The 24,840-nt window shown below is 61.0% G+C and carries 23 protein-coding genes; 9 read left to right on the forward strand and 14 right to left on the reverse strand.

Annotated elements, in window-relative coordinates:
* Window positions 1-134: 134 nt before the first annotated feature.
* Window positions 135-1,124 carry a polysaccharide deacetylase gene (locus FHT69_RS01635; protein WP_183904828.1) on the reverse strand — a complete coding sequence of 330 codons (990 nt, stop codon included), beginning with the start codon at window positions 1,122-1,124 and terminating at the stop codon, window positions 135-137.
* Window positions 1,125-1,516: 392 nt separating this feature from the next.
* Here FHT69_RS01635 and FHT69_RS01640 point away from each other — a divergent pair, with 392 nt between their 5' ends.
* From FHT69_RS01640 to der, 3 genes are all read left to right on the forward strand, one after another.
* A complete protein-coding gene (locus FHT69_RS01640; RefSeq protein WP_063474497.1) occupies window positions 1,517-2,101 on the forward strand; it encodes an NnrU family protein in 585 nt (194 codons plus the stop codon).
* A gap of 326 nt (window positions 2,102-2,427) precedes the next feature.
* Entirely contained in the window at window positions 2,428-3,111 is a 684-nt protein-coding gene (locus tag FHT69_RS01645; protein ID WP_063474498.1) for a tetratricopeptide repeat protein, read from the forward strand.
* 16 nt (window positions 3,112-3,127) lie between these two features.
* Window positions 3,128-4,543: a ribosome biogenesis GTPase Der gene (gene der, locus FHT69_RS01650; protein WP_047611354.1), complete on the forward strand. Its 1,416-nt coding sequence runs from the start codon at window positions 3,128-3,130 to the stop codon at window positions 4,541-4,543.
* A 292-nt stretch (window positions 4,544-4,835) separates the two neighbouring features.
* Here the strand turns inward: der and FHT69_RS01655 are convergent, their stop codons facing one another.
* Window positions 4,836-5,273 carry a MarR family winged helix-turn-helix transcriptional regulator gene (locus tag FHT69_RS01655; protein ID WP_063474499.1) on the reverse strand — a complete coding sequence of 146 codons (438 nt, stop codon included), beginning with the start codon at window positions 5,271-5,273 and terminating at the stop codon, window positions 4,836-4,838.
* A gap of 161 nt (window positions 5,274-5,434) precedes the next feature.
* Here FHT69_RS01655 and FHT69_RS01660 point away from each other — a divergent pair, with 161 nt between their 5' ends.
* Window positions 5,435-6,448: an alpha/beta hydrolase gene (locus FHT69_RS01660; RefSeq protein WP_063474500.1), complete on the forward strand. Its 1,014-nt coding sequence runs from the start codon at window positions 5,435-5,437 to the stop codon at window positions 6,446-6,448.
* 5 nt (window positions 6,449-6,453) lie between these two features.
* Here FHT69_RS01660 and FHT69_RS01665 read toward each other — a convergent pair whose 3' ends face one another.
* Window positions 6,454-7,635, reverse strand: a complete 1,182-nt coding sequence (locus tag FHT69_RS01665) for a glycosyltransferase family 1 protein (RefSeq protein ID WP_183904829.1) — start codon at window positions 7,633-7,635, stop codon at window positions 6,454-6,456.
* Between the two features lie 238 nt (window positions 7,636-7,873).
* Window positions 7,874-8,914, reverse strand: a complete 1,041-nt coding sequence (locus FHT69_RS01670; RefSeq protein ID WP_047611346.1) for a glutamine synthetase beta-grasp domain-containing protein — start codon at window positions 8,912-8,914, stop codon at window positions 7,874-7,876.
* A gap of 433 nt (window positions 8,915-9,347) precedes the next feature.
* Between FHT69_RS01670 and gstI the strand changes: the two genes are divergently transcribed.
* Window positions 9,348-9,536 (forward strand): glutamine synthetase translation inhibitor GstI, encoded by a 189-nt coding sequence (gene gstI, locus FHT69_RS01675; RefSeq protein WP_063474502.1) that lies wholly within the window; start codon window positions 9,348-9,350, stop codon window positions 9,534-9,536.
* Between the two features lie 153 nt (window positions 9,537-9,689).
* Here the strand turns inward: gstI and FHT69_RS01680 are convergent, their stop codons facing one another.
* The 7 genes from FHT69_RS01680 to FHT69_RS01710 form a co-directional block, all read right to left on the reverse strand.
* Window positions 9,690-10,610, reverse strand: coding sequence for a sugar kinase (locus tag FHT69_RS01680; protein ID WP_047614320.1), 921 nt, complete (start codon window positions 10,608-10,610; stop codon window positions 9,690-9,692).
* 184 nt (window positions 10,611-10,794) lie between these two features.
* Window positions 10,795-11,136 (reverse strand): hypothetical protein, encoded by a 342-nt coding sequence (locus FHT69_RS01685; RefSeq protein ID WP_063474504.1) that lies wholly within the window; start codon window positions 11,134-11,136, stop codon window positions 10,795-10,797.
* A 165-nt stretch (window positions 11,137-11,301) separates the two neighbouring features.
* Window positions 11,302-12,288 carry an ABC transporter ATP-binding protein gene (locus FHT69_RS01690; RefSeq protein WP_127430173.1) on the reverse strand — a complete coding sequence of 329 codons (987 nt, stop codon included), beginning with the start codon at window positions 12,286-12,288 and terminating at the stop codon, window positions 11,302-11,304.
* Window positions 12,281-13,273, reverse strand: a complete 993-nt coding sequence (locus FHT69_RS01695) for an ABC transporter ATP-binding protein (protein WP_047611339.1) — start codon at window positions 13,271-13,273, stop codon at window positions 12,281-12,283. The genes FHT69_RS01690 and FHT69_RS01695 overlap by 8 nt, the downstream gene beginning before the upstream one ends.
* The gene (locus tag FHT69_RS01700; RefSeq protein WP_047611337.1) at window positions 13,274-14,191 is read right to left on the reverse strand and encodes an ABC transporter permease; all 918 of its coding nucleotides are present in this window, start codon (window positions 14,189-14,191) and stop codon (window positions 13,274-13,276) included.
* Window positions 14,188-15,111, reverse strand: a complete 924-nt coding sequence (locus tag FHT69_RS01705) for an ABC transporter permease subunit (RefSeq protein WP_132572773.1) — start codon at window positions 15,109-15,111, stop codon at window positions 14,188-14,190. The genes FHT69_RS01700 and FHT69_RS01705 overlap by 4 nt, the downstream gene beginning before the upstream one ends.
* A gap of 48 nt (window positions 15,112-15,159) precedes the next feature.
* The gene (locus tag FHT69_RS01710; RefSeq protein WP_132572770.1) at window positions 15,160-16,740 is read right to left on the reverse strand and encodes a peptide ABC transporter substrate-binding protein; all 1,581 of its coding nucleotides are present in this window, start codon (window positions 16,738-16,740) and stop codon (window positions 15,160-15,162) included.
* A gap of 285 nt (window positions 16,741-17,025) precedes the next feature.
* Here FHT69_RS01710 and FHT69_RS01715 point away from each other — a divergent pair, with 285 nt between their 5' ends.
* Window positions 17,026-18,672 (forward strand): alpha-glucosidase family protein, encoded by a 1,647-nt coding sequence (locus tag FHT69_RS01715; protein WP_063474508.1) that lies wholly within the window; start codon window positions 17,026-17,028, stop codon window positions 18,670-18,672.
* A 71-nt stretch (window positions 18,673-18,743) separates the two neighbouring features.
* Here the strand turns inward: FHT69_RS01715 and ade are convergent, their stop codons facing one another.
* Both ade and FHT69_RS01725 read right to left on the reverse strand, forming a co-directional pair.
* The gene (gene ade, locus FHT69_RS01720; protein ID WP_183904830.1) at window positions 18,744-20,441 is read right to left on the reverse strand and encodes an adenine deaminase; all 1,698 of its coding nucleotides are present in this window, start codon (window positions 20,439-20,441) and stop codon (window positions 18,744-18,746) included.
* A 119-nt stretch (window positions 20,442-20,560) separates the two neighbouring features.
* On the reverse strand, window positions 20,561-21,664 hold the full coding sequence (locus FHT69_RS01725; RefSeq protein WP_047611329.1) for a branched-chain amino acid ABC transporter substrate-binding protein: 1,104 nt from the start codon (window positions 21,662-21,664) through the stop codon (window positions 20,561-20,563).
* Between the two features lie 114 nt (window positions 21,665-21,778).
* Between FHT69_RS01725 and FHT69_RS01730 the strand changes: the two genes are divergently transcribed.
* The gene (locus FHT69_RS01730) at window positions 21,779-22,015 is read left to right on the forward strand and encodes a hypothetical protein (RefSeq protein ID WP_183904831.1); all 237 of its coding nucleotides are present in this window, start codon (window positions 21,779-21,781) and stop codon (window positions 22,013-22,015) included.
* A gap of 134 nt (window positions 22,016-22,149) precedes the next feature.
* The gene (locus FHT69_RS01735; RefSeq protein ID WP_047614315.1) at window positions 22,150-23,064 is read left to right on the forward strand and encodes an HD-GYP domain-containing protein; all 915 of its coding nucleotides are present in this window, start codon (window positions 22,150-22,152) and stop codon (window positions 23,062-23,064) included.
* A 104-nt stretch (window positions 23,065-23,168) separates the two neighbouring features.
* Here the strand turns inward: FHT69_RS01735 and FHT69_RS01740 are convergent, their stop codons facing one another.
* The gene (locus FHT69_RS01740) at window positions 23,169-24,494 is read right to left on the reverse strand and encodes an aspartate aminotransferase family protein (protein WP_029867900.1); all 1,326 of its coding nucleotides are present in this window, start codon (window positions 24,492-24,494) and stop codon (window positions 23,169-23,171) included.
* Between FHT69_RS01740 and FHT69_RS01745 the strand changes: the two genes are divergently transcribed.
* Window positions 24,493-24,777 carry a hypothetical protein gene (locus FHT69_RS01745; RefSeq protein WP_183904832.1) on the forward strand — a complete coding sequence of 95 codons (285 nt, stop codon included), beginning with the start codon at window positions 24,493-24,495 and terminating at the stop codon, window positions 24,775-24,777. The genes FHT69_RS01740 and FHT69_RS01745 overlap by 2 nt on opposite strands.
* Window positions 24,778-24,840: the final 63 nt, after the last annotated feature.

The raw sequence follows: 24,840 nt of genomic DNA on the forward strand, positions 1-24,840 counted from the left end.
GGGAGAAGAGACTTGCCGCAGGGTCTCGATTCCTCCTTCTCCCCTTGGGGAGAGATGCCCCGTAGGGCGATGAGGGGCGGCATGATACGCCGTCTCGGCGATGGTGCCATCAATCCTGATGTGGTGCCACGCCGTCAGAGACCCGACGCCCGCTCCAGCTTCCCGCGCGCCTCGATCATCGGGATCGCTTCCGAATAGCTGATGCAGGCGACGTCAGCCCGGTGGCAGACGTCGCTGACCAGGCGGTCGAGGGCGCGCCAGTAGGCGCCGCCGTTCATTTCGACGAAGTGGAAGCCGAGCTGGAGCGGGATGCGGGCGCCGGCATACTGCTTGTCGAATGCCTCCCTGAAGGCGGCATAGGCGCGCGCCTCGAATTCAGCGGAATCGGCCGTGTCTTCCTCGCCCTTGGAATGGCGGACGAAGAGATTGTAGTCCATGCCGATGATCGGCTTTTCATTCGGGCCTTCGGGGATCAGCGGCAGGCCGAAGCGGATGATGCCGTCTTCCTCGACGGGCATGGCCGGGCCCTTGGTGACAAGGCTCGCATCATAGCTGAACCCCGCCTTCTTTTCTGCGGCGGTCATGTCGGCGTCCGCTGTCGCCGAGAGATAGGGGGCGCGAAAGCCCTTGATGCCGTGGTCGACCAGCTCCTGCCAACCGGCCGGCTCCTCGAGGCCGACGCTCTTCCAGGCATTCTTCAACGTCGCGCGAAAGGTCGCGTATTCGGCCGACCAGTCGGCCTCGCTCCATTGGCGGCCGTCGAAGTGGCCGCAGGCATGGCTCGATATGTCGTGGCCTTCAAGATGGGCGTGCCAGATATTGCCAAGGCGTTCGCGGATCTCGTCGTCGCTCTGGGCGAAGCCGACATTGGATTTTCCGCGTTTCTGGTGCGGCGCCTGATAGGCCTTCTTTGCCGCATCGTTCATCAGGAAGGTGCAGGAGAGGAAATAGGTGAAGTGGGCGCCGTTCTTCGCGGCCATCTCGCGGCTCTTCAACCACAGCGCATTGTCGTGGGCGCCGTCGAAGGAAATGATGACGAGCTGTTTCGGCCGGTCGGCCGCCTCGGCGGTTGCCGGGAGCAGGAACGAGGCAGCCAGACAGGCGGAGAGGAAAAAACGGGACATGGACACCGCGACAATTTGTTCGCGGTTTCCCTCTAACAGAAATGCGGCGAAGCTGCGGTCTCGCTGGCATTTATTTACGCCAGCCGTTAGAGCCTTTCCTGGTCAGCTTGAAGCATGCTGCCGGAGCAGGTTTTCGTCAGGGCAGAGGCGATTGGCGAAGGGCATACCCCACGGTACGTCCGAGCCGATCGCCTTTGATCCTGGCGGAAAGATGCCCGGCCCTTCGGGTTGGCTGAAACGGGCCGGCTGATCGACCGGCCGGCTTGGCCGTAGAACTGGGCTACGACGCGCGCCGGCCGGTCGACCATCCGACTCCGTTTGAGCCAACAGAATGCTTCAATCTGACCAGGAAAGGCTCTAAGCCATGACAAACGGCACGGAAGGGACTCGCAATGACATTGCTTATCGTCGGCATCATACTTTTCCTCGGAGTGCATCTGGTGCGGGTGGTGGCCCCCGGTTTCCGGCGTTCGATGATCGCAAGCCTCGGCGAGACGGGCTGGCGGGCGGCCTATTCGATCGCGAGTCTGGCCACGCTGATCCTGTTGATCTACGGTTTCGGGCAGGCGCGCGCGGTGACCGGCATGCTTTACAATCCGCCGGTCTGGACGGCGCATATCGCGATTACGCTAATGTTGATCGCACTGATCTGTCTCGTCGCCTCGCTGCTGCCGGCGGGGCATATCGCGACGAAGACCAAACATCCGATGGTGCTGTCGGTGAAGATCTGGGCGCTGGCGCATCTGCTCGCCAATGGCGAGACGTCCTCGGTGCTGCTGTTTGCAGCCTTTCTCGCCTGGGGCGTCATTCTGCGCATCTCGCTCAAACGGCGGCAGCGGGCGGGCGAGATTGTGGTCCGGCCCTTCGTCTCGGCCAAATACGACCTCTATGCCGTCGTCATCGGCGTCGTCGCCTGGGCGTTGATCATCTGGAAGCTGCACGAATGGTTGATCGGGGTCTCGCCGCTCGTGATGTGACCGGCGCATAACCCCAAAAATCGATTCCGATTTTCGGAAAGGATTATGCGCGGATTCAAAGTGTTAGAGCGTCCTTAGTGCGTCCTGTCGGACGCGTTAGGGATAGGGCGGTTCAGCTTTTCATGGAAGCGCAGAACCGCTCTAATTTTTTGTTTTAGGCAATTCCCGGCAAAAGCGCTTCGCGCTTTGCCTGGGAAACCGCTTCGCACTTTTCCTGGAATTGCTCTAATCTTTCACATCCCCCTTACAACAGCGGCAAAATGGAGTAGAAGGCCGACAATATGCGTTTTGCATGTGTATGGGTATTTCCGCGGCCGGAGACGAGAATGGCATTCAACGACGACAGCTTCATCCGTGAAGTCAATGAGGAATTGCGGTCTGACCAGATGAAGGGCGTCTGGCGCCGGTTCGGCCGCTATATCATTGCCGTTGCCATCCTGATCGTCGTCGGCACCGCCGGCAAGGTCGTCTACGAATATTGGGACAACAACCGCTCCTCCGGCACCGGCGACCAGTTCCTGGCGGCGATGAAGCTTGCCGACGAGAATAAGAACGACGAGGCGCTGGCCGCGCTCGACAAGCTTGAGAAGGAAGGCCACGGCGCCTATCCGGTGCTGGCGCGCATGCGGGCCGCGACGGTCCAGGCGCAGAAGGGCGACGCTAGCGCGGCGATCGCCGCCTTCAACGAGATCGGCAAGGACAATGGTGTTCCTGCCGCCGTGCGCGATGCCGCCAGAATGCGCGCCGGCTGGCTGCTCATCGAAAATGGCAGCTACGAGCAGGTTTCGGCTGCGATCGAGGAAATGGCCGTGCCGGGCAACGCCTTCCGGCATTCGGCGCGCGAAGCGCTCGGCCTTGCCTCCTATAAGGCCGGCAACATGGCGCAGGCGCGCCAGTGGTTCCAGTCGATCGTCGATGATACCGATAGCCCGCGCAATGTTGCCAATCGCGCCCATATGATGCTTGATCTCATTACCGCATCCGGCAAGGCGCCCGCCGCACAGGGCTGAGTTTTAAGGAAAAAGAATGAGTTTCACGGTCGCCATCGTCGGTCGTCCGAATGTCGGCAAGTCGACGCTTTTCAACCGACTGGTGGGGAAGAAGCTGGCGCTTGTCGATGACACGCCGGGCGTGACCCGCGACCGCCGGCCGGGCGATGCGCGGCTGATGGGCCTGACCTTCACGATCATCGATACCGCCGGTCTGGAAGAGGCCGACGCGGAAAGCCTGCAGGGCCGGATGCGCGCGCAGACAGAAGCGGCGATCGATGAGGCAGATCTTTCGCTTTTCGTCGTAGACGCCAAAAGCGGGCTGACGCCCGTGGACACCGCCCTTGCGGAAATGCTGCGCCGGCGCGGCAAGCCGGTGGTGCTGGTCGCCAACAAATCCGAAGCGCGCGGATCCGACAGCGGCTTTTACGACGCCTATACACTCGGCCTCGGTGAACCGACGCCGATTTCGGCCGAACACGGACAGGGCATGATCGACCTGCGCGACGCGATCGTCGCGGCGATCGGCGAGGACCGGGCCTATGCGAAGGAAGATGTTGCCGTCACCGACGTCGACATTTCCGAGACTGCGGGTGAGGACGAGGACGAAGAGCCCGTCTATGACGACACCAAGCCGCTCAGGGTGGCGATCGTCGGCCGGCCGAACGCCGGCAAATCGACACTAATCAACCGCTTCCTCGGCGAGGACAGGCTTTTGACCGGGCCGGAGGCCGGCATCACCCGCGACTCCATCTCGGTCGAATGGGACTGGCGTGGCCGCACCATCAAGATGTTCGACACCGCAGGCATGCGCCGCAAGGCGCGGGTGATCGAGAAGCTGGAGAAGCTCTCGGTCGCCGATGCGCTGCGCGCCATCCGCTTCGCCGAAACCGTCGTCATCGTCTTCGATGCGACGATCCCCTTCGAGAAGCAGGACCTGCAGATTGTCGACCTGGTGCTGCGCGAGGGGCGCGCGGCCGTGCTCGCCTTCAACAAGTGGGACATGATCGAAGACCGGCAGGCGGTGCTTGCCGACCTGCGCGAAAAGACCGACCGGCTGCTGCCGCAGGCGCGCGGCATCCGCGCCGTGCCGATCTCCGGCCAGACCGGCTGGGGACTCGACAAGCTGATGCAGTCGATCATCGATACCGACAGGGTCTGGAACAAACGCATTTCGACGGCGCGTCTCAATCGCTGGCTGGAGACGCAGCAGATCCAACATCCACCACCGGCGGTTTCCGGCCGACGGATCAAGCTGAAATACATGACGCAGGTCAAAGCCCGCCCGCCGGCTTTCATGATCTCCTGCACCCGCTCCGATGCGCTGCCGGAATCCTATACGCGCTACCTGATCAATGGCTTGCGCGCCGATTTCGACATGCCGAGCGTGCCGATCCGCATCCATTTCCGCTCGCCGGACAATCCGTTCGAAGGCAAGAAGAGGCGGACGTAGAGCTGGGCTTGCAATGATTGCCGGCGTTTTGTGAAGTTAGGGCGTGTGCCGTGTGGCACACGCTTGGCCTGCCTGACATCTCCCCCACAAGGGGAGATCGGCAAGAAGCTATGCCTCGCCTTAAATTTGCGGTTCATGTGATGGCCAGTTGTTTGGGGAAGCCATCACGCCCAGCCGATCTCCCAACCTGTAGGGGGTCCGAAGGACGGGTCAGACCCGTGGTTCGACCCCGAGCCCGGCAGGGCAGAAGGGGCTATCACAAGCTCTGTGATAGCCATCTGCTGTTCAACAGCTAAGCCACGCTTCTATTCAACGCCTCGCGCAGCGCCACGATCTCGCTCTGCAGCCGAGTGAGATCGACGGCATCGCGGCCGCTGGCAGCGGCGATGCAGCCGGGAATGCCGATCGCCTTTTCCTTCAGGCGAAGGCCTTCTTCGCTCAAGCGGATGACGACGACGCGTTCGTCCTCCCGGCTGCGTTCGCGTCTGACATAACCAGCGGTTTCCAGGCGTTTCAGCAGCGGGGTCAGCGTGCTCGATTCCAGGAAGAGCTTTTCGCCGAGGCCCCCGACGGTCTGGCCATCCTGCTCCCATAGAGAAACCATCGCCAGATATTGCGGATAGGTAAGTCCCAGAGCATCGAGCAGCGGCTTGTAGACGCGGTTCAGTGCGTGGCCTGCCGTATAGACGGCGAAGCAGATGAAATTGTCGAGCTTCAGTTGATCCTGCATGGCTTGTCTCCGAAACTGACGAAATTTATATCGCGCAATAAATAATCGGAAGCGATTTTTATGCATGGCAGCCATGACTAAATTTAAATTGTCCGATAAATAATCGTGCGCGATATAAACTCGGTGTTCACAACGAACATCGAAACCGAGAGGACAAGACAATGTCGACCATCAAGACCGCAGTTTCCGCAGTCGCACTGCTCGCAGCTTCCGCCGCTGGCGCGCTTGCTGATCCGGTACTGGAACCGGCAACGCAGAAATTCATCGACGGGCTTGCCGGTGGCGCGCCGATCTACACGCTCTCGCCGGCCGATGCCCGCGATGTCCTAGCCGGGGCGCAGAAGGGCGACGTGAAGATGCTTGCTGCCCAGGAAGAGGGCAGGGTCATCAAGGCAGGCCCGACAGGCAGCATCAAGCTGCGCATCATCCGCCCGGAACATGCCAAGGGCACGCTGCCGGTCATTCTCTATTTCCATGGCGGCGGGTGGGTTTTGGGCGATGCGGATACGCATGACCGGTTGGTGCGCGAGATCGCCAACGGCGCCGATGCCGCTGTCGTCTTCGTCGATTACGAACGCTCGCCGGAAGCCCGCTATCCCGTCGCCATCGAGCAGGCTTATGCTGCGACCAAATATGTCGCCGAACACGCCAAGGAGTTCAAGGTCGACGCCAGCAGGCTCGCGGTCGCCGGCGATAGCGTCGGCGGCAACATGGCGGCGGTGGTGACACTGCTTGCCAAGGAACGCGGCGGTCCTGCCATCGATCAGCAGGTGCTGTTCTACCCAGTCACCGACGCCAATTTCGACAACGGGTCCTACAACCAGTTCGCCGATGGCCCGTGGCTGACCAAGGAAGCGATGAAGTGGTTCTGGAACGCCTATTTGCCTGACGAAGCCAAGCGCAAGGAGCCGACGGCCTCACCGCTGCAGGCCTCGCTGGAGCAGCTGAACGGCCTGCCACCGGCGCTCGTCATCGTTGACGAAAACGACGTGCTGCGCGACGAGGGGGAGGCTTACGCTCGCAAGCTTAGCCAAGCTGGCGTCAAGGTCACGTCGATGCGCTATAACGGCACGATCCATGACTTCGTGCTGCTGAACGCGATTGCCGAAACGCCTGCCGCACGCAGCGCGATTGCGGTCGCCAACGACACGCTTCGCAGCGCGCTTCACAAGTAAACCAATCAGTCTGCGGAGGGGAGAGGCCCGGCGGTTTCGCCGGGCTTTCTGCTTCTTGGAAGCGATTTGGCAAATTGCCAGGCCTTCTTCCATTTCGGCGTGATGATGCCGTTGGCGGCGCGGATATTGTTGATGAACTGCAGGGTCGCTGCTTCCCAGGAATATTGCATGGCGAACTCACGCGCCTTCTGCCGCGAGGCGGAGAGGGCGGCAAGGCAGGCGATCTGCAGGTTGGCATCGAGTGCCCCGACTTCACTGTCCTCACCGATGATGTCGAGCGGGCCGGTGACCGGATAAGCTGCGACCGGAACGCCCGATGCCAGCGCCTCGAGGATAGTATTGCCGAAGGTGTCGGTGAGCGAGGGAAAGACGAAGACATCGGCCTGGGCATAGATTTTCGCCAGATCCTCACCGAATTTCACGCCGGTGAAGTGTACCTGGGGATAGCGTTGCTCCAGTTCGGCGCGCGCCGGGCCGTCGCCGACGACGACTTTCGAGCCGGGCAGGTCGAGATCGAGAAAGGCCGGCAGGTTCTTTTCCAAGGCGACGCGACCGACCGTCATGAAGATCGGACGGGGGAGGCCGAAAGGCTCGTCTTCAAGCGGCATGGGGTGGAATTGCGAGGCGTCGATGCCACGGGTCCAAGGCATCAGGTTCTTGATGCCGCGCGCCGATAGCTCGCGGGCAAGGCTCGGTGTCGCCACCATGCAACCGGCACCGCCATTGTGGAACCAGCGCACGAAGGCATAGAGCCAGCTCTGCGGGATCGGCAAGCGGGCAGAAACATACTCCGGAAAACGCGTGTGATAGCTTGTCGAGAAGGGCATGCGCTTGCGCAGGCACCAGCGCCGGGCAGTGAGCCCCAGCGGGCCTTCGGTGGCGATATGCACGTAGGAAGGATTGTGCTTTTCGATCTCGCGGGCGACGCGGCGGTAATTGGCGATCGACAGGCGGATCTCGGGATAGGTCGGGCAGGGGATGCTGTGGAAGCGCTCCGGCGTCACCATCGAAACCTCGACGCCCATCTTCGCCAGCTCGCGATTGGTGTTCTCGATCGAGCGCACGACGCCGTTCACCTGCGGATGCCAGGCGTCGGTGACGATTACCAGCCGTTCCGGCAGATTACCGGCGGCTGCGGCACTGGCCCAGCTTTCGCCGCTATAAGTGTTTGCCGGACGTTGCAACATGTCACGATTTCCATCTGCGTTGCAGTGATCTGGCAACGCTCAACCCCAAAGCGGGGTTCCGGAACGGCGATTCCCGCTTCTCTATTTTGAGGCATGACCATGATGGAAATATTACAGCCGCATGCCAGCATCTGCAGGGCCTTAGCGGCTCGATCCCCGCGAATATGTCAGCGGTCGATCGCAGTTCTCTTACGGAAAGAATGACGGCGCCGGTCATGGACCGGCGCCGTTTGGGAGGTTAAGCGGCAGCGGAAGCCGAGCTTGCTGTCGGAACTTCCGAAATCGTCTTCAGAACCTGCGAAGCGATCTGGTAGGGGCAGCCCTGCGAGTTCGGGCGGCGATCTTCCAGATAGCCCTTGTAGTCGTTCTTGACGAAGGAGTGCGGAACGCGGATCGAAGCACCACGGTCGGCAACGCCGTAGGAGAACTTGTTCCACGGAGCCGTTTCGTGCTTGCCGGTCAGGCGCTTGTCGTTGTCAGGACCGTAGACGTTGATGTGGTCCATCAGGTTCTTTTCGAACTGCGCCATCAGCGCTTCGAAATAGGCCTTGCCGCCGACTTCGCGCATGTACTTGGTCGAGAAATTGCAATGCATGCCCGAGCCGTTCCAGTCGGTGTCACCGAGCGGCTTGCAGTGATACTCGATGTCGATGCCGTACTTTTCGGTCAGGCGCTGCAAGAGGTAGCGTGCCATCCAGATTTGGTCGGCGGCCTTCTTGGAGCCCTTGCCGAAAATCTGGAATTCCCACTGGCCCTTGGCCACTTCGGCATTGATGCCTTCGTGATTGATGCCGGCAGCGAGGCAGAGGTCGAGATGTTCTTCGACGATTTCGCGGGCGACGTCGCCGACATTCGAATAGCCGACGCCGGTGTAGTAGGGACCCTGCGGAGCCGGGTAGCCCTGCTCGGGGAAGCCGAGCGGACGGCCGTTCTGGTAGAAGAAATATTCCTGCTCGAAGCCGAACCAGGCATCTTCGTCGTCGAGGATGGTGGCGCGGGCATTCGATGCGTGCGGCGTGACGCCATCCGGCATCATGACTTCGCACATGACGAGAGCGCCGTTGGTGCGGGCCGGGTCGGGATAGATGGCGACCGGCTTCAGCACGCAATCGGAGCTGCGGCCTTCAGCCTGCTGCGTCGAGGAGCCGTCAAAGCCCCAGAGCGGAAGCTGTTCCAGCGTCGGGAATGCGTCGAATTCCTTGATCTGCGTCTTGCCACGCAGGTTCGGTACCGGAGTGTACCCATCGAGCCAAATATACTCGAGCTTATATTTTGTCATCGTGACTCTCTCAATGCTACGAAGGTGAGCAAATCCGGAGACGATCTCGGCGCGCAAGCGCATCCGACCGCCAGGGGATGACGCTTTAAAAGCATGTAGCGTGCCAGTTCAGTTGCCGGGCCAAAGAAAAATCGCGAATCAGCCAGTCGACGCGCATTTTTCTTTTTCCAGAAACAGCCCGATTTGACGGTCGAGGGCCCTATCTTCAAGCAGAACGCGGCTTTTCCGCTTCGGAATCGGATGAAAATTGAGGCGTTAGGGCTGAAATGATGAAGTGTTGAACAAATAGGCGGAAGCTTTCGGCCTGGTCAGCATGTCGAGCGGCTATAATTACAACAATGCATATATATTGTGCAATTTGCATAAACTATGTGCATTGTGCTATGGTAATGGTCCTGAATGTTGATGCGCCGTGCTGAATGGAGGCGATCTCATGCCCACCGGTTTCCATCGTGAATCCGCAACGATCTACCAGTTTCCCGTCAAGCCGATGCGGGCCACCAACCGGTTCGAACGCGCCCGGCTGATGGAGCGTGAGGCGGCCGATGTCTGCGATGCGCTCGACAGCTGCTGGTATCATGACGAGGCGGTTCGCGAGTCCGATCGGCCGAAGAAGTCCTGATTTCGAAATCCTGATTTTCCTGGCACCCGACCCGGTAAAGCGGAGTTTTTGGCTCGTGCGCGGATCTAAAGCAGCGGTGCTTCCCCTGGGCGCGCGGTGCAGGAGATGCCGACAAGGCGGGGGGAGCGTTCGTAGGGTGTTGTCAGCGCGGGTTCAGCCGCGATCCAATCCAAGCTTTTCCTTTGCGACCAATGCGCCGTGTTCGCTGACGACGCGGGCTGCGACCTTTGCGGCGAAGCGGGCGGCGGCCGGTGCGTCCGAGGTCTCAAGGTAGCGGGCAAGGAAGGCGCCGTTGAAACTGTCGCCGGCGCTGGTGGTGTCCACCACTTTCTTCACCTTTTCGGCTGGAACGAAGGTCTCCTCGCCGGCAAAATTCAACCTTACTCCGTCTGCGCCGTTCTTGACGACGATATCGACAGCGCCCAGCGTGCGATAGCGGTGGATCGTTGCCTCGATGGAATCGTCGCCGAAATGGGCGGCCTCGTCGTCGAAGCTCGGCATGACGATCACGGAGGAGCGGGCGCCCTCGCTGATCGTCGTATGCATGACGTCGTAGCTCGACCAGAGGCGGGGACGGATGTTCGGATCGAACACGACGAGCTTGCCGGCGGCCTTGGCGCGGCGGACCTCGGCGAGCAACGTCTCAGCATCCTCATGCGGCAGGATGGCAAGGGTGATGCCCGAGAAATAGATAACGGCAGCGCTTTCCACCGCCTCGCGCAGACGATCCGGGTCGGCGGCCAGGCTGCGGGCGGCAGAGCTGTCGCGCCAATAGCTGAAGGAGCGTTCGCCGTCTTTCAGGTTGATCATATAGAGGCCGGGCGTCCTGCCCCTGATGCGGCGGATCAGGCTCGTGCCGATGCCTGATTTGTCGATGAAGGCCAGCATCTCGTCCGACATGGCATCGTCGCCGAGAGCGGTGAAATAATCGACCGACCAATCGGCGGCAAGGCAGGCGCGGGCATACCAGGCGGTGTTGAAGGTATCGCCGGCGAAGCCTTTGCGCAGCAGGCCGTCGCCTGCCTGCGAGAGCTCCACCATGCATTCACCGATCGATAGAAACCGTCTGCTCACCTTGTCCTCCCGGCATGAGAGCGCTGCAGATCCAACAGGACACGCTACGGACGCTCTATCACTTTGAATTGGCGGATTATCCGCTGCTCTTCATTCGCTGATACGCGGAGCCGGGCGGAGTGACAAGCGCCGATATCAGGCCCGCCTTCACCGATGAGGCGAAGGCGGGCTTTCGGAAGGATGCCTATTCGTGGATGGTATAGCTGCCCATCGCGCAAAGATCCTGCGTATCCTCTGTGGTTGCGAGGTTTGAGCCTTCCTCGAATTCGAAGCGCATGTCGTATTTGCAGACGGTGCGGCCATCGGCGATGGTGATATCGATGCTCTCGCCCGGATTGAGAACGTCGTCGCCGAAGACGTCTTCTTCCCATTCGCCGACGCCGGTCGGCGAACTGTAGAAGCGCGTCAGGACGGAGTTCGTTCCGTTGGTGAGCTTGAAGTTCAGATCTTCGGCATGCGACGAACCGGCGGAGGCGGCGATCATCGTGGCGGCGAGTGCGATCAAAGCTGATATTTTCGATTTCATGTAAGCGTTCCCCTGGCTTGCGATTAGGCCGAAATGGGATAGCACGCGCTCATAAAATCTTTCTTATTGGGGACTTTAGATCCAAAAATAGTCCGCTTCGTTCTGACAATGGATGGCGCATCAGGCATCCAAGGCGAGGCCGCTCTCACGCGGCCCTCGTTCCGTTCATGGCCTGTCCATATGATAACAGGCGGCCTTCTGGCCGGGACGGACCTCCTCGGTCGGCGGCATTTCGGTGCGACAGATGTCGGTCGCCTTCCAGCAGCGCGGTGAGAAGACGCAGCCTTTCGGTGGGTTGAGCGGTGAAGGTGGATCACCCTGCAGCCGGATCCGGGTGCGCAGGCGCGCGAGCTTCGGATCCGGGATCGGCGCGGCGGAGAAGAGTGCCTGCGTATAGGGATGGGCGGGATGGTCAAAGACGGTGGCGCAGTCGCCGGCTTCGACAACCCTGCCGAGATAGAGCACCAGCACATCGTCGGAGATCAGGCGCACGACGGAAAGGTCATGGCTGATGAAGATCAGCGTCAGGCCGAACTCCTTGCGCAGCTTGCGCAGAAGCGTGATGACCTGACCCTGGATCGAGACGTCGAGGGCCGAAACCGGCTCGTCGCAGATGATGAGTTTCGGTTTGGTGACGACCGCGCGGGCAATGCCGATGCGTTGCGCCTGGCCGCCGGAGAATTCGTGCGGATAGCGGTTGATCATTTCCGGCACCAGGCCGACGGCGGTCATGATCTCGCGGACACGCTCGGTGCGCTCGGTTTTGGAGAGTTTCGGCTCGAAGACGGTGAGCGGCTCGGCGATGATGTCTCCGACCGTCATGCGCGGGTCGAGCGAGGCGATCGGATCCTGAAAGATGATCTGCATGTCGCGGCGGGCGGCGCGCATTTCCTCGTCCGACAGGTCGAGAAGGTTCCGGCCCTGCCAGAGGATGCGACCTTTCTGCGATTTCAGCAGCCGCAGGATGGAGCGACCGAGCGTGGACTTGCCGCAGCCGGATTCGCCGACGATGCCGAGCGTGCGGCCTTCGCTGAGGTCGAAGCTGACATTGTTGACGGCGGTCAGGAAGATCGGCGGCTTGAAGAGGCCTTTCGCCGGCAGCTCGAATTGGGTCGTCAGGTTCTCGACCCTCAGAAGCGATCGTTCAGCCATGGTTGAGCAGCTCCTCGCGACGCGGGAAAGGGTGGTAACAGGCGGCGCAATGGTGCGGCGCCAGCGTTTCGAGCGGCGGCGGGCGATCGATGCAATCGTCCTGGACCTGCGAGCAGCGCGGCGAGAAATTGCAGCCCTTCGGCAGGTGCTGCAGGTTTGGCGGGCGGCCCGGGATGACGACGAGGTCGTCGACATCCTGGTCAGGGCGCGGGATCGAGGCATGCAGTGCTGCGGTATAGGGATGGGCCGGGTTGTCGAAGAGCTCGTCGACGGGAGCCTCCTCGACGATGCGGCCGGCATACATGACGGCGACGCGGTCGGCGAGGCCGGCAACCACGCCGAGATCGTGGGTGATCATGACGAGCGCCGTGTTCATCTCCGCCGTCAGGTCGTTGAAGAGATCGAGGATCTGCGCCTGGATGGTGACGTCGAGCGCCGTCGTCGGTTCGTCGGCGATCAGAAGTTTCGGCCGGGTGAGCAGCGCCATGGCGATGACGATGCGCTGGCGCATGCCGCCGGATAGCTCGTGCGGATAGAGGTGGAAGCGCCGGGTCGGGTCGGGAATGCCGACGCGTTTCAGCATGTCGAGTGCGGCGGCGGATGCGGCGCGCGCCGTGAGCCCGCCGTGAACCTCGAGCTGCTCCGTCAACTGCCGGGAGATCTTCAGCGATGGATTGAGGGCGGTCATCGGGTCCTGGAAGACCATCGCCATGTCCTTGCCGCGGATCTGGTCGAGTTCGCGCGGTTTCAGCGCCAGCACGTCCTTGCCTTCGAGCAGCGCCTGTCCCGTCGTTCTGCCGTTCTTGGCGAGCAGGCCCATGATGCCGAGGAAGGTCTGGCTCTTGCCGGAGCCGGATTCGCCGACGATGGCGATGCGCTCGCCGCGCTTGACCGTCAGGTTCATGTTCGAGACCGCCTTCACCTCTCCATCCGGCGTCTTGAAGGTGATCGAGTAGTCTTTGAGTTCGAGGAGGGTGTCCGTCATTTAACGATCCTTCGGGTCGAACGCGTCGCGCAGGCCGTCGCCGATGAACAGCAGGCTGAGCAGCAGGGCCACGAGGAAGCTGGCCGGGAAGACCAGCAGCCAGGGCATGCTTTCCATGGCATCGGTCCCCTCGGCGATCAGCGTGCCGAGCGAGGTCAGCGGCTCCTGCACGCCGAAGCCGAGATAGGAAAGGAAGCTTTCGGTGGCGATGATTTCAGGCACCGTCAGCGCCGCGAAGATGACCACGGGGCCAACGAGGTTCGGGATGATGTGCTTGATGATGATCTTGAACGGCCGCTGCCCGGATGCGCGGGCCGCCTCGATGAATTCGCGATGCTTGATCGACAGCGTCTGGCCGCGCACGATGCGGGCCATGGTCAGCCATTCCAGCGCGCCGATCGCCGCAAAGAGCAGATAGACGTTGCGGCCGAAGATCACCATCAGCAGGATGACGAAGAGGATATAGGGAAGCGCATACATGATGTCGACGAAGCGCATCATGATCGCATCCAGCCTGCCGCCGATATAGCCCGATACCGCGCCGTAGAGCACGCCGATGAAGACGGAGACGACGGTCGCCGTCAGCGCCACGGCAAGCGAGACGCGGGTGCCGTAAAGGACGCGGGCGAGAAGGTCGCGGCCGTTCGGGTCGGTACCGAAATAGTGGCCGGTTTCGATCGAGGGCGGTATGCGGAAGGCCGCCCAATCCGGATCCTCATAGTTGAAGGGAATGAACCAGGGGCCGAGGAAGGCCGCAAGGATCAGCAGCGCCAGGACGAAAATCGACAGGACGGCTGCCTTGTTGCGCCCGAGGCGGCGTAACGCATCCCTGGTGAGCGAACGGCTTTCGGGCGCAAGGCCCTCCGCCTCCAGCAGTTCCTGGGCGAGCAACTCGCGTTTTGCGGGATTGAGAATCATCGGTTTCTCACTTTCGGATCGAGCCACGCATAGGCGATATCGACGAGAAGGTTCAGGAACACGATCAGCACCATGTAGAAGATGACCGTGCCGAGAACCATGCCGTAGTCACGGTTCAGCGCTGCGTTGACGAAATAGCGGCCGATGCCGGGCAATCCGAAGATGCTCTCGACAACCAGCGAGCCGGTGAGAAGGTAACTTGCCGCTGGACCCAGATAGGAGACGACAGGCATCATGGCGGGCTTCAGCGCATGGCGCATGACTGTCAGGCGGGGACCGATGCCTTTGGCCTTGGCGGTGCGAATGAAGTTCTGATTCATCACCTCGATCATCGAGCCGCGGGTGATGCGCGAGATACGGCCGGCATGCGGCAGCGCCAGAACGACGATCGGCAAGATGAGGTATTTGATCGAGCCGTCACCCCAGCCGCCGACCGGAAACCAAGCGAGATGGATGCCGAAGACGAGCTGCAGGATGGGCGCAATCAGGAAGTTCGGCAGCACGACGCCCACCAGAATGAGCGCGCCCAGAATATAATCCGGTGCCTTGTTCTGATAGAGAGCCCCAAGACAGCCGACGGCCACGCCGACAATGATGGCAATCAGGAAGGCAGCCGTACCGATGGTGAAGGTGTAGGGCAGACCGATCATGATCTGCTGGGCGACGGTGAAATCCTCGCTGGCGAAGGAGGGGCCGAGATCGCCCCGGAGCAGGTCACCGACATAGATCAGGTACTGCTGGATGAGCGGCTTATCGAGATTGTAGTGGATCGCAAGGTTCTTCAGGATCACCGGCGGCAATGGCCTTTCGCCATCGAAAGGGCCGCCGGGGGCAAGGCGCAAAACAAAAAAGCAGGCTGTGACGGCGATCCACAGAACGGGGATCGTCGATAGCAGGCGACGGAGGGCGTATTTGATCATGATCGTGGGCCGGTCCTTTCCGCAATGCGCGGAAAGGACCGTTTTCCCTTACTCTTTCATCGACAGCCAGCGGGTGCGGTGGATGTCCTGAATATTGTCGACGAAGCCTTCGATCTTCGGCGAAACGACGTTCTTCGAGACATAGTAGTAGATCGGCAGAGCGGCGGATTCATCCAGCGCCAGTTGTTCGGCCTTCTTGAAGATCGCCGCACGCTTGGTGAGGTCCGTCTCGGCGTTGCCTTCCTTGATCAGCTTGTCGTATTCGGGATTGGACCAGCGGCCATAGTTCATCTGTACGCCTGTCACCAGGAGGTTCAGGAAGTTGTCCGGGTCGTTATAGTCGGCGAGCCAGCCGGCGCGGCCGATTTCCACCTGGCCACGCTGCATCTGGTCGTAATGCACCTTGGTTTCGGCATTGACAAGCTCGACATCGACGCCGAGCGGCTTCCACATGGAGGCAATGGCGACGGCGATGCGCTTGTGGTTGTCGTTGGTGTTGTAGCTGAGCACCGCGTGCAGCGGCTTGTCCGGGCCGAAACCGGCTTCGGTCAGAAGCTTCTTGGCTTCGGCGACCTTCTCGCTATAGGGCAGGTCCTTCCAGCTGACATAGGCCGGCTCGCCGTAATTCGCTGTGCCCGGCGGAACCCAGGAATAGGCCGGCAATTCGCCGGTGCCGAGGATCTGCGGGCCGATCACTTCACGGTTGATCGCCATGGAGAGAGCCTGGCGGACGCGCTTGTCGCTGAAGGGCGGCTTCTGCGAGTTGACGACATAATAGTAGAGGCCGGAGAAGGGGGCGACGTGCGCCTGGCCGGGCAGGTTCTTCTTCATCCATTCATACTGGTCGGTCGGGAAGTCGGTGAGGATGTCGAATTCGCCGGCGCGATAGCGTTTCAGCGCGGCTTCCTGGTCTTCGAGCACGAAGAACTTCGCGCCGTCGATCTTCAGGTCCTTGGTGTCGTACCACTGGTCGTTCTTGACCGTCGTGACATGCGAGCCCGGAACCCATTCGACCGGCTTGTAAGGGCCGTTAGTGACGATGTTGCCGATCTTGACCCAATCCTGACCCTTCGCCTCGACGACATGCTTCGGCAGCGGATAGGCGGTGTAATGCATCAGGGCATTGAGGAAATAGGGCGTGGCATTTTCGAGCGTGATTTCGAGCGTCTTGTCGTCGATCGCCTTGACGCCGAGCTGGTTGAGATCGGTGATCTCGCCCTTGTTGATCTTTTCCGCATTCTTGATGGTGAATTGCAGATAGGCATAGTCAGCGGCGTTCTTCGGGTCGACGAGGCGCTGGAAGGCGAAGACGAAGTCTCCTGCCGTTACCGGCTGGCCATCGGACCACTTGATGCCGTCGCGAAGCTTGAAGGTGTAGACCTTGCCATCAGGCGAAATCGTCCAGCTTTCGGCCTGGCCTGGGATCGGATTGTCCTTGGCGTCCTCGGTGACGAGGCCCTCGAAGATGTCACCGGCGATACGGTTCTCCCAGTCGCCTGACAGTTTCTGCGGATCGAGCGACTGCGGGTCGCCACCATTGTGAATGTTCAGCGTGGCCGCATGCGCCGAAAACGCCAGCAATGTGCCAAGCATTGCAGAGGCGAGAAATTTTTTCGTGAATTGGTTCATGGTGGGTCCACCTTTCTAGGCTTTGCGCCTTTATTAGACATTTGTTCCCGGTGTTTGACCTCTTACGTGCAGGTCAGTGCGCACATTATCGCAAAGGCTTTGCGTTGCAACCCCAAATCCGGTGGGTGGAAAGGGGTTGTGGACAAGCCTATATACGTCTCCCCCTTGTCGGATCGCGACGATGCCTCCCGGCCTTCGCAGCGCCTTCATAACGGCTTCACATGGTTGTCTTTTGTTTCTTCCGCTTTAGTGTGGCGGGCGCAAACGAGGCAGGAGATGTAGCCGATGGCATTGCAGGCAGGCGGGAGTGCGGACTGGTGGCGCGGCGCGGTGATCTATCAGGTCTATCCGCGATCGTTTCAGGATACCAACAGCGACGGGCTCGGCGATCTCAGGGGAATCACCCGCCGGCTGCCGCATATTGCCAGCCTCGGCGTCGACGCGATCTGGCTCTCGCCCTTCTTCAAGTCGCCGATGGCCGATATGGGCTACGACGTTTCCGATTATTGCGATGTCGATCCGATCTTCGGGACGCTCGCCGATTTCGACGAGATGATGGCCGAGGCACACAGGCTCGGCATCAAGGTCGTCATCGACCAGGTGATCTCGCACACATCAGACCGGCATCCCTGGTTCGTCGAGAGCCGGTCGAGCCGGACCAATTCCAAGGCGGATTGGTATGTCTGGGCCGATCCGAAGCCTGACGGTACGGCGCCGAACAACTGGCTGTCGATCTTCGGCGGACCGGGCTGGGAATGGGATGGCGTGCGTCGCCAATATTACCAGCATAATTTCCTGACCTCACAGCCGGACCTCAACTTCCACAGCAAGGCAGTGCAGGATGCGGTACTGGAGACAGTGAGGTTCTGGCTCGACCGCGGCGTCGACGGCTTCCGGCTGGACACAGTGAACTATTATTTCTGCGACAAGCAGCTCAGGAGCAATCCGCCGCACGAGCCGGACGAGGACGACGCAGGCCTCGATGCGCCCGACACCAACCCCTACGGCATGCAGAACCATCTCTACGACAAGACGCAGCCGGAAAATGTCGATTTCCTCAAGCGCTTCCGGGCGCTGCTCGACCAATACGAAGATCGCACGACCGTCGGCGAAGTCGGCGACGGCGCGCGTTCGCTGAAGACGGTCGGCGCCTATACGAGCGGCGGCGACAAGCTGCACATGTGCTACACATTCGATCTGCTCGGACCGGATTTCACCGCCGTGCATATTCGCGGCTGCGTCGAGGCTTTTCAGAAAGCGGTGACCGACGGCTGGGTCTGCTGGGCTTTTTCCAACCACGACGTCATGCGCCATGTCAGCCGCTTTGCGCGGACGGAGGAAGAGCGGCCCGTCATCGCCATGCTGGCGATCTCGGTGCTTGCGGCGCTGCGCGGCTCGATCTGCCTCTATCAAGGCGAGGAACTCGGGCTTCCGGAGGCCGAACTCGCCTTCGAGGATCTGCGTGACCCCTATGGCATCCGCTTCTGGCCGGCCTTCAAGGGCCGCGACGGATGCCGCACGCCAATGCCCTGGGAGGCGGGCAAAGCGCATGCGGGCTTCACCTCGGCGGAAAAGAGCTGGCTGCCGGTGCCTTACGAGCAGGCAGCACTTTCGGTGGATATGCAGGAGGCAAGCGACGGCTCGGTGCTGCATCACTACCGCAGGACGCTTGCTTTCCGGAGGAGCCATCCGGCACTGATCGACGGCGATATGACCTTCATCGGCACCAACCAGGATCTGCTCGCCTTCACCCGCGAAAAGGACGGAGAAAAACTACTCTTCGTCTTCAACCTGACGCGCGAACCGGCGGAATTCCACCTGCCTGATGGCGTGGTGCTTGAGGAACCGCTCGAGATGCCGGGCTTCGGGGCGATGGCTGGCGTGGGATCGGTGAAGCTTGCGGCGCTCGACGGGTTTTGCGCGCGGGTTTGATGTTCTTTCTGCCGTAACCATGAAGGCAACATTCAAAGGTCGCCCACTGCGAAATCAGCCCTAGAATTGCATCACCCGATCAACGCGAACTTATCCACGTCAACCATGCCGCGGTCGGATATCTTCAGGTGCGGGATGACCGGCAGCGGCAGGAAGGCGAGTTGGAGGAAGGGTTCCTCGAGCGTGGCGCCGAGCGCGAAGGCGGCTTTGCGCAGGTGGTGCAGTGTATCGCGGACCGTCTCATAGGGCTCAAGGCTCATCAGGCCGGCGATGGGCAGGGCGATTTCGCCGGTGACCTTGCCGTCTTCGACGACGACGAAGCCGCCCTTGATTTCGCCGAGACGGTTTGCCGCGCGCGCCATATCGTCCTCGCTGACGCCGACGACGCAGATGTTGTGGCTATCATGGCCGACGGTGGAGGCGATCGCGCCCTTCTTCAGGCCGAAGCCCTGAACGAAGCCGTTGGCATGGTTGCCGTTCTTGCCATGGCGCTCGATGACGGCGACCTTGATGATATCGTTGGCAAGATCGACCGCAGTCTCGTTGCCGCTGACCGGCAGGCGGTAGCGGCGATGTTCGGTGATGATCTTGCCCGGCATGACGCCGATGACGGGCGTTTCGCCCTCTGCGACCGGCACGCCGAAATGGGCGGCGTTGACGGGCCGGGCCTTGACGCTGTCGAGGCCGATCGGAGCAACCGGTTTGCGCGAGGAAAAGAGTGCATCGGTGACCCGGCGGCCGGCGGAGAAGACCATGTCGGCGCGACAATTTTCCAGGCTGTCGAGAACCACAAGATCGGCGCGCCAGCCCGGCGCGACCAGACCGCGATCCCTGAGGCCGAAGGCGCGGGCCGCCGAGATCGAGGCGGCGCGGTAGATCGCCAGGGGCTCGACGCCGCTTGCGATCGCCGTGCGGATCATGTGATCGAGATGGCCCTGTTCGGCGATATCGAGCGGATTGCGGTCGTCGGTGCAGAGCGCCAGATAGGGCGACAGCCGCTCGGTGATAATGGGTATCAGCGCGGCGAGATCCTTGGATACCGAACCTTCACGCACGAGGATATGCATGCCCTTGCGGATCTTTTCCAGTGCTTCGCGGGCCGTCGTGCATTCGTGCTCGGTGCGGATGCCGGCCGAGAGGTAACCGTTGAGGTCGTTGCCGGACAGCAGCGGCGCGTGACCGTCGATATGGCCGCCCTGGAAGGCCTCGAGCTTGGCCATGCAGACAGGATCCTTGTGGATCACGCCGGGGAAATTCATGAATTCGGCAAGGCCGATGACTTTCGGATGGTGGCGGTAGGGCAGGAGGCGCTCGATCGGCAGATCGGCGCCGGAGGTTTCGAGATGGGTCGCTGGAACGCAAGAGGAGAGCTGGACGCGGATGTCCATGATCGTCTCCAGCGCCGATTCGAGAAAGAATTCGATGCCGGCGCTTCCGAGCACATTGGCGATCTCGTGCGGATCGCAGATCGCGGTGGTGACGCCATAGGGCAGGACGCAGCGATCGAATTCATGCGGCGTCACCAGCGAGGATTCGATGTGCAGATGCGTGTCGATGAAGCCGGGAACGACGATCCTGCCCGAAATATCGACCTCGGTCTCGCCATCATAATTGCCTGAGGTGCCGACGATGCGATCGGCGCCGATGGCAATGTCGGAGAGGACGAGTTCGCCGGTGACGAGATCGAAGAAGCGGCCACCCTTCAGCACGATATCGGCCGGCACGCGGCCGACGCCCTGGTCGATGAGACGTTCGAGCTTGGTGGTCATGGCATTGCTCACATTACAACCGATTCCGAAACTTATAACCGATCTGCCGCCACAAGCGAGTGCCGCAAAACGAAACCGGGCGCCGTAAGGGCGCCCGGTCGTTGACGGTCAGCGATGGTTTATTCGGCAGCAACGATCTTGCCGGCTTCCCATTTGTAGAGCGAGAAACTCTGCGAGGTCAGGTCGCCGGTTTCGCCGTAGGTGATTTTGCCGATGGCGGTCGGGATCTCCTGGCCGCCCTTCAGCGCGGTCGCGACGGCTTCCGCATCCTCGGCGCTGCCGGCCTTCTCGATGCCAGCCTTCAGCACTTCGACGGCGGCATAGGCGTTCAGGGTGAAGGCTTCGGCCGGGATGTTCTTGGCGGCGAGCGCCTCGGCTGCGGCCTTGGAGTCCGGGTTCTTGGTGGCGTCCGAGGCATTGGTGAAGATGGTGCCGGCGGCGGCATCCGTGCCGATTGCCCAGAATTCGGTGTTGGAGAGGCCGTCGCCGCCGATGATCGTCGCGTTGGCGGCGAGGTCATGCAGTTGGCGGGCGAGCAGACCGCCTTCCGGGTGATAACCGCCGAAATAGACGAGGTCGACCTTCTCGGACTTGATGCGGGTGGTGAGCGCGCTGAAATCCTTGTCGCCTGGGGTGATCGCGTCATTGACGACTTCGGTGATGCCGCCGGCGTTCAGCGTCGCCTTGAAGGCGTCGGCAAGGCCCTTGCCGTAGGCGCCCTTGTCGTTGACGATGGCGACGCGCTTGTCCTTGAAATTCTTCAGCACATATTGGGCGGCGACTTCGGCCTGCTGGTCGTCGCGGCCGCAGGTGCGCAGCACGTTGGTGAGACTGCGCTTGGTCAGGTCAGGGGCCGTCGCAGTCGGAGTGACCATCAGCACGCCGTTTTCAGCAAGCACGTCCGAAACCGGGATGGCGACGCCCGAGGTCACCGGGCCGACAACGAAACGGATACCGTCGCCGACGACCTTGTTGGCGGCGGAAACGCCCTGTTTCGGTTCGCCGGCATCGTCGGCCAGTTCGAGGACGACCTTCTCGCCGAGAATCCCGCCCTTCTTGTTGATCTCGTCGACGGCGGTCTGAGCGCCGTTCTTCACCTGATCGCCATAGGCCGCGACGGGGCCGGTCAGCGGCGCGATCAGGCCGATGGTGATATCGGCATGGGCGAGCGGCGCAAAGGCGAGTGACGCGACGAGGGTCGCCGTCAATGTCTTGAGGGTCATTGTCTGTCTCCTTGGATGGGGTCATTCGACCCACGATGAGGTGCCGCGCCGGTTTTTCCGGATCGTTCAACGACCCTCAGGCCGTGCCAAGGACGATCGATATCGGCGCGATCAATGCGCCCTCCGGCCATGTTTGGCTCGAACGGGCGCAACGCCAAGATTTCTAGGAATTTTGGTGAGATTCCGCAAGATGATAACAAAATGAAACGAAAATCGAGCCGATTCGGCGCGAATCGTCGAAAAATCATCGATCTCGGCGCCGTTTTCCATTTTTTCTTGGTGCCGGCACCCCGCGTCAGCGGCGCGCCGATGAACCCTCCCGAATTTCGCGGAAGCTCTCTATCTGTCTGACTATTCGAATTCCGCTTTGAGATTAACACTTGATTCTACCAGTTAGTGTAGAACCATTGTGCGCGCATATATTGCTGCGATGCAAAAGAGCGGTCGAAATAAACAGAGAGATATTTTCAGGAATAGAGAGCTGGATGCTCAAGCGGGTCGAAGCCAGACAGGTGCGCACCGGAATGTTTGTAGAGGCGATCGAGGGTGCCTGGCAGGATCCTCTTCTGTCTAAACGAAGATTTCTCCTGCGCCGTGAAATCGATGCCCAGAAGCTTCGCAAGAGCGGCATGACAGGTGTTATCATCAACACCAGCAGAGGCCTCGACATTGATGGCCTGCCGGGCGGCAATATCGAGATCGATACCAAGGCGGCACGCGAGACCATCCAGAAATCCGTGCAGGTGCTGGAAAGTGTTTTTGGTCGACTCCAGCACGGCGACGGGATCAGCATAGATCAGGTGGCTCCGGTGATTTCCTCGGTCTCCAAGTCGATAGATCAGAATCCCACTGTCTTTTTGAGCGTTACGCGTCTGAAATCCAGGGACGAAGCGACATTCCTGCATTCCATTTCGGTGAGTGCGCTGATGATCCTTTTCAGCCGTCATCTCGGGCTTGACGAGGCTACCGTGCAGGCGCTCGGCACGGCGGGATTGCTGCACGATGTCGGTAAACTCGAAATTCCGCTCGAGATACTGAACAAGGAAGGTCCCTTGGACGAGGACGAGATCAAGATGATCCGCGATCATCCGGAAAAGGGACACGCAATCCTGTCACGCCAGGAAGGCATATCGGAGATCGTTCTAGACGTCTGCCTCAACCATCATGAGCGTATCGACGGCAAGGGTTATCCCCGCAAGCTTTCCGAAGAGCAGGTCAGCTTCCATTCGCGCCTTGCCGCGATTTGCGACGTCTATGACGCCATCACCTCCGTGCGGCCGTACAGAGCGCCATGGAGCGCGAGCCAGGCATTGAAGTGGATGCTTGGCAATGAAGGGCATTTTGATCGCCGGCTCCTGAAGAAATTCGCCCTCTGCCTTTCCGTCGCCGCCGTGAACTGAAATCCATCCATCTTCGCAACAAAAGGGCCTGCACGGGCTTACAGCGCCGCGCCTCTTTTCTGACGCGCGACGCAGGCGCTGTTGCCGGAAGCTTGCGAGCTTTTTCAGATGTTGTTTTGCAGGATCGTCCGCAGCTTGCCGAAGAGCTCGTCGATGTGTTGCTTCTCGATGATCAGTGGCGGAGAGAGCGCGATGATATCGCCGGTGGTGCGGATCAGCAGGCCGCTTTCATAGGCTTTCAGGAAAGCGGTGAAGGCGCGCTTGGTCGGTTCGCCGGCGATCGGGTCGAGTTCGATCGCGCCGATCAGCCCGGTGTTGCGGATGTCGATGACATTGGGGCAGTCCTTCAGCGAATGCAGCGCGTCGGCCCAGTAGTCGGAAAGCTCGGCGGCGCGTGTCAGCAGCCCCTCTTCCTTGTAGGTGTCGAGCGTCGCAAGCGCGGCAGCTGAGGCGATCGGATTGCCGGAATAGGTGTAGCCGTGGAAGAACTCGATCATGTGCTCCGGGCCATTCATGAAGGCATCATGGATCTCGGAGGTGACGAAGACGGCGCCCATCGGAATGACGCCGTTGGTCAATCCCTTGGCGGCGGTGATCATGTCGGGCTTGACGTCGTAATATTGCGCGGCGAAGGGAGCGCCGAGGCGGCCGAAACCGGTGATGACCTCGTCGAAGATCAGAAGGATGCCGTGCTTGGTGCAGATCTCGCGCAGCTTTTGCAGGTAGCCTTTCGGCGGGATCAAGACGCCGGTGGAGCCGGCCACCGGCTCGACGATGACGGCCGCGACGGTAGAGGCGTCATGCAGAGTGACGATACGCTCGAGTTCGGTGGCGATGTCGCCGCCATGCTCGGGCTCGCCGCGGGTGAAGCTGTTCTTGCCGGGCTGGTGGGTGTGCGGCATGTGATCGACGCCGGTCAAAAGCGTGCCGAACATCTTGCGGTTGGTGACGATGCCGCCGACCGAGATGCCGCCGAAATTGACGCCGTGATAGCCGCGCTCGCGGCCGATCAGGCGGAAGCGTGAACCATTGCCCTTCACCCGGTGATAGGCGAGCGCCACCTTGAGCGCCGTCTCGACGGATTCAGAACCGGAATTGGTGTAGAGAACGTGGTTCAGGCCTTCCGGGGCGATATCGACCAGCCGGTTTGCCAGTTCGAAGGCCTTGGGGTGGCCGAGTTGGAAGGCCGGCGCGTAATCGAGTTCGCCGGCCTGCTCGCGGATCGCCTCGGTGATCTTCGGGCGGCAGTGGCCGGCATTGACGCACCAGAGGCCAGCCGTGCCGTCCAGCACCTGACGGCCGTCATGGGTCGTATAATACATGTCCTTGGCGCCGACGAACAAACGCGGCTCCTTCTTGAACTGGCGGTTTGCCGTAAACGGCATCCAGAAGGCGCGAAGATCGTTCGGTGCGTTGAGGCGGTTGGACATGCTGTTCTCCTGGCCGCTGACGGCCCTTTCCCGGGGGCTTCTCGCCCATATTTTACTGCCCGGTCAAATTATCAGGGCTTCCCAAGGCGTCAACGGGAAAAGTCCCGGAGCCCCTCCTGACGGCAGGCTCAAGCTGCTTCGCTCGATCACGGGCGAGCGCCTCGGCGCGGTCATGCTGCAAGTCTTTCCGGTGAGGGGAGCAGGAAGAATATGGCTTTCAAGAAAAAAGCACGACCGGCAAATCGCAAATTTGCCGGTCGTGCCATTAATGTTCAGGTGCTGAAATATCGCTGCCACGCCTCCGGGAACATCCCCTTGCGGCAGGGCATCGGCCGACATTCATGTC

It is taken from the genome of Rhizobium sp. BK008 (assembly GCF_014197345.1).
GTDB classification, from domain to species: Bacteria; Pseudomonadota; Alphaproteobacteria; order Rhizobiales; family Rhizobiaceae; genus Rhizobium; species Rhizobium anhuiense.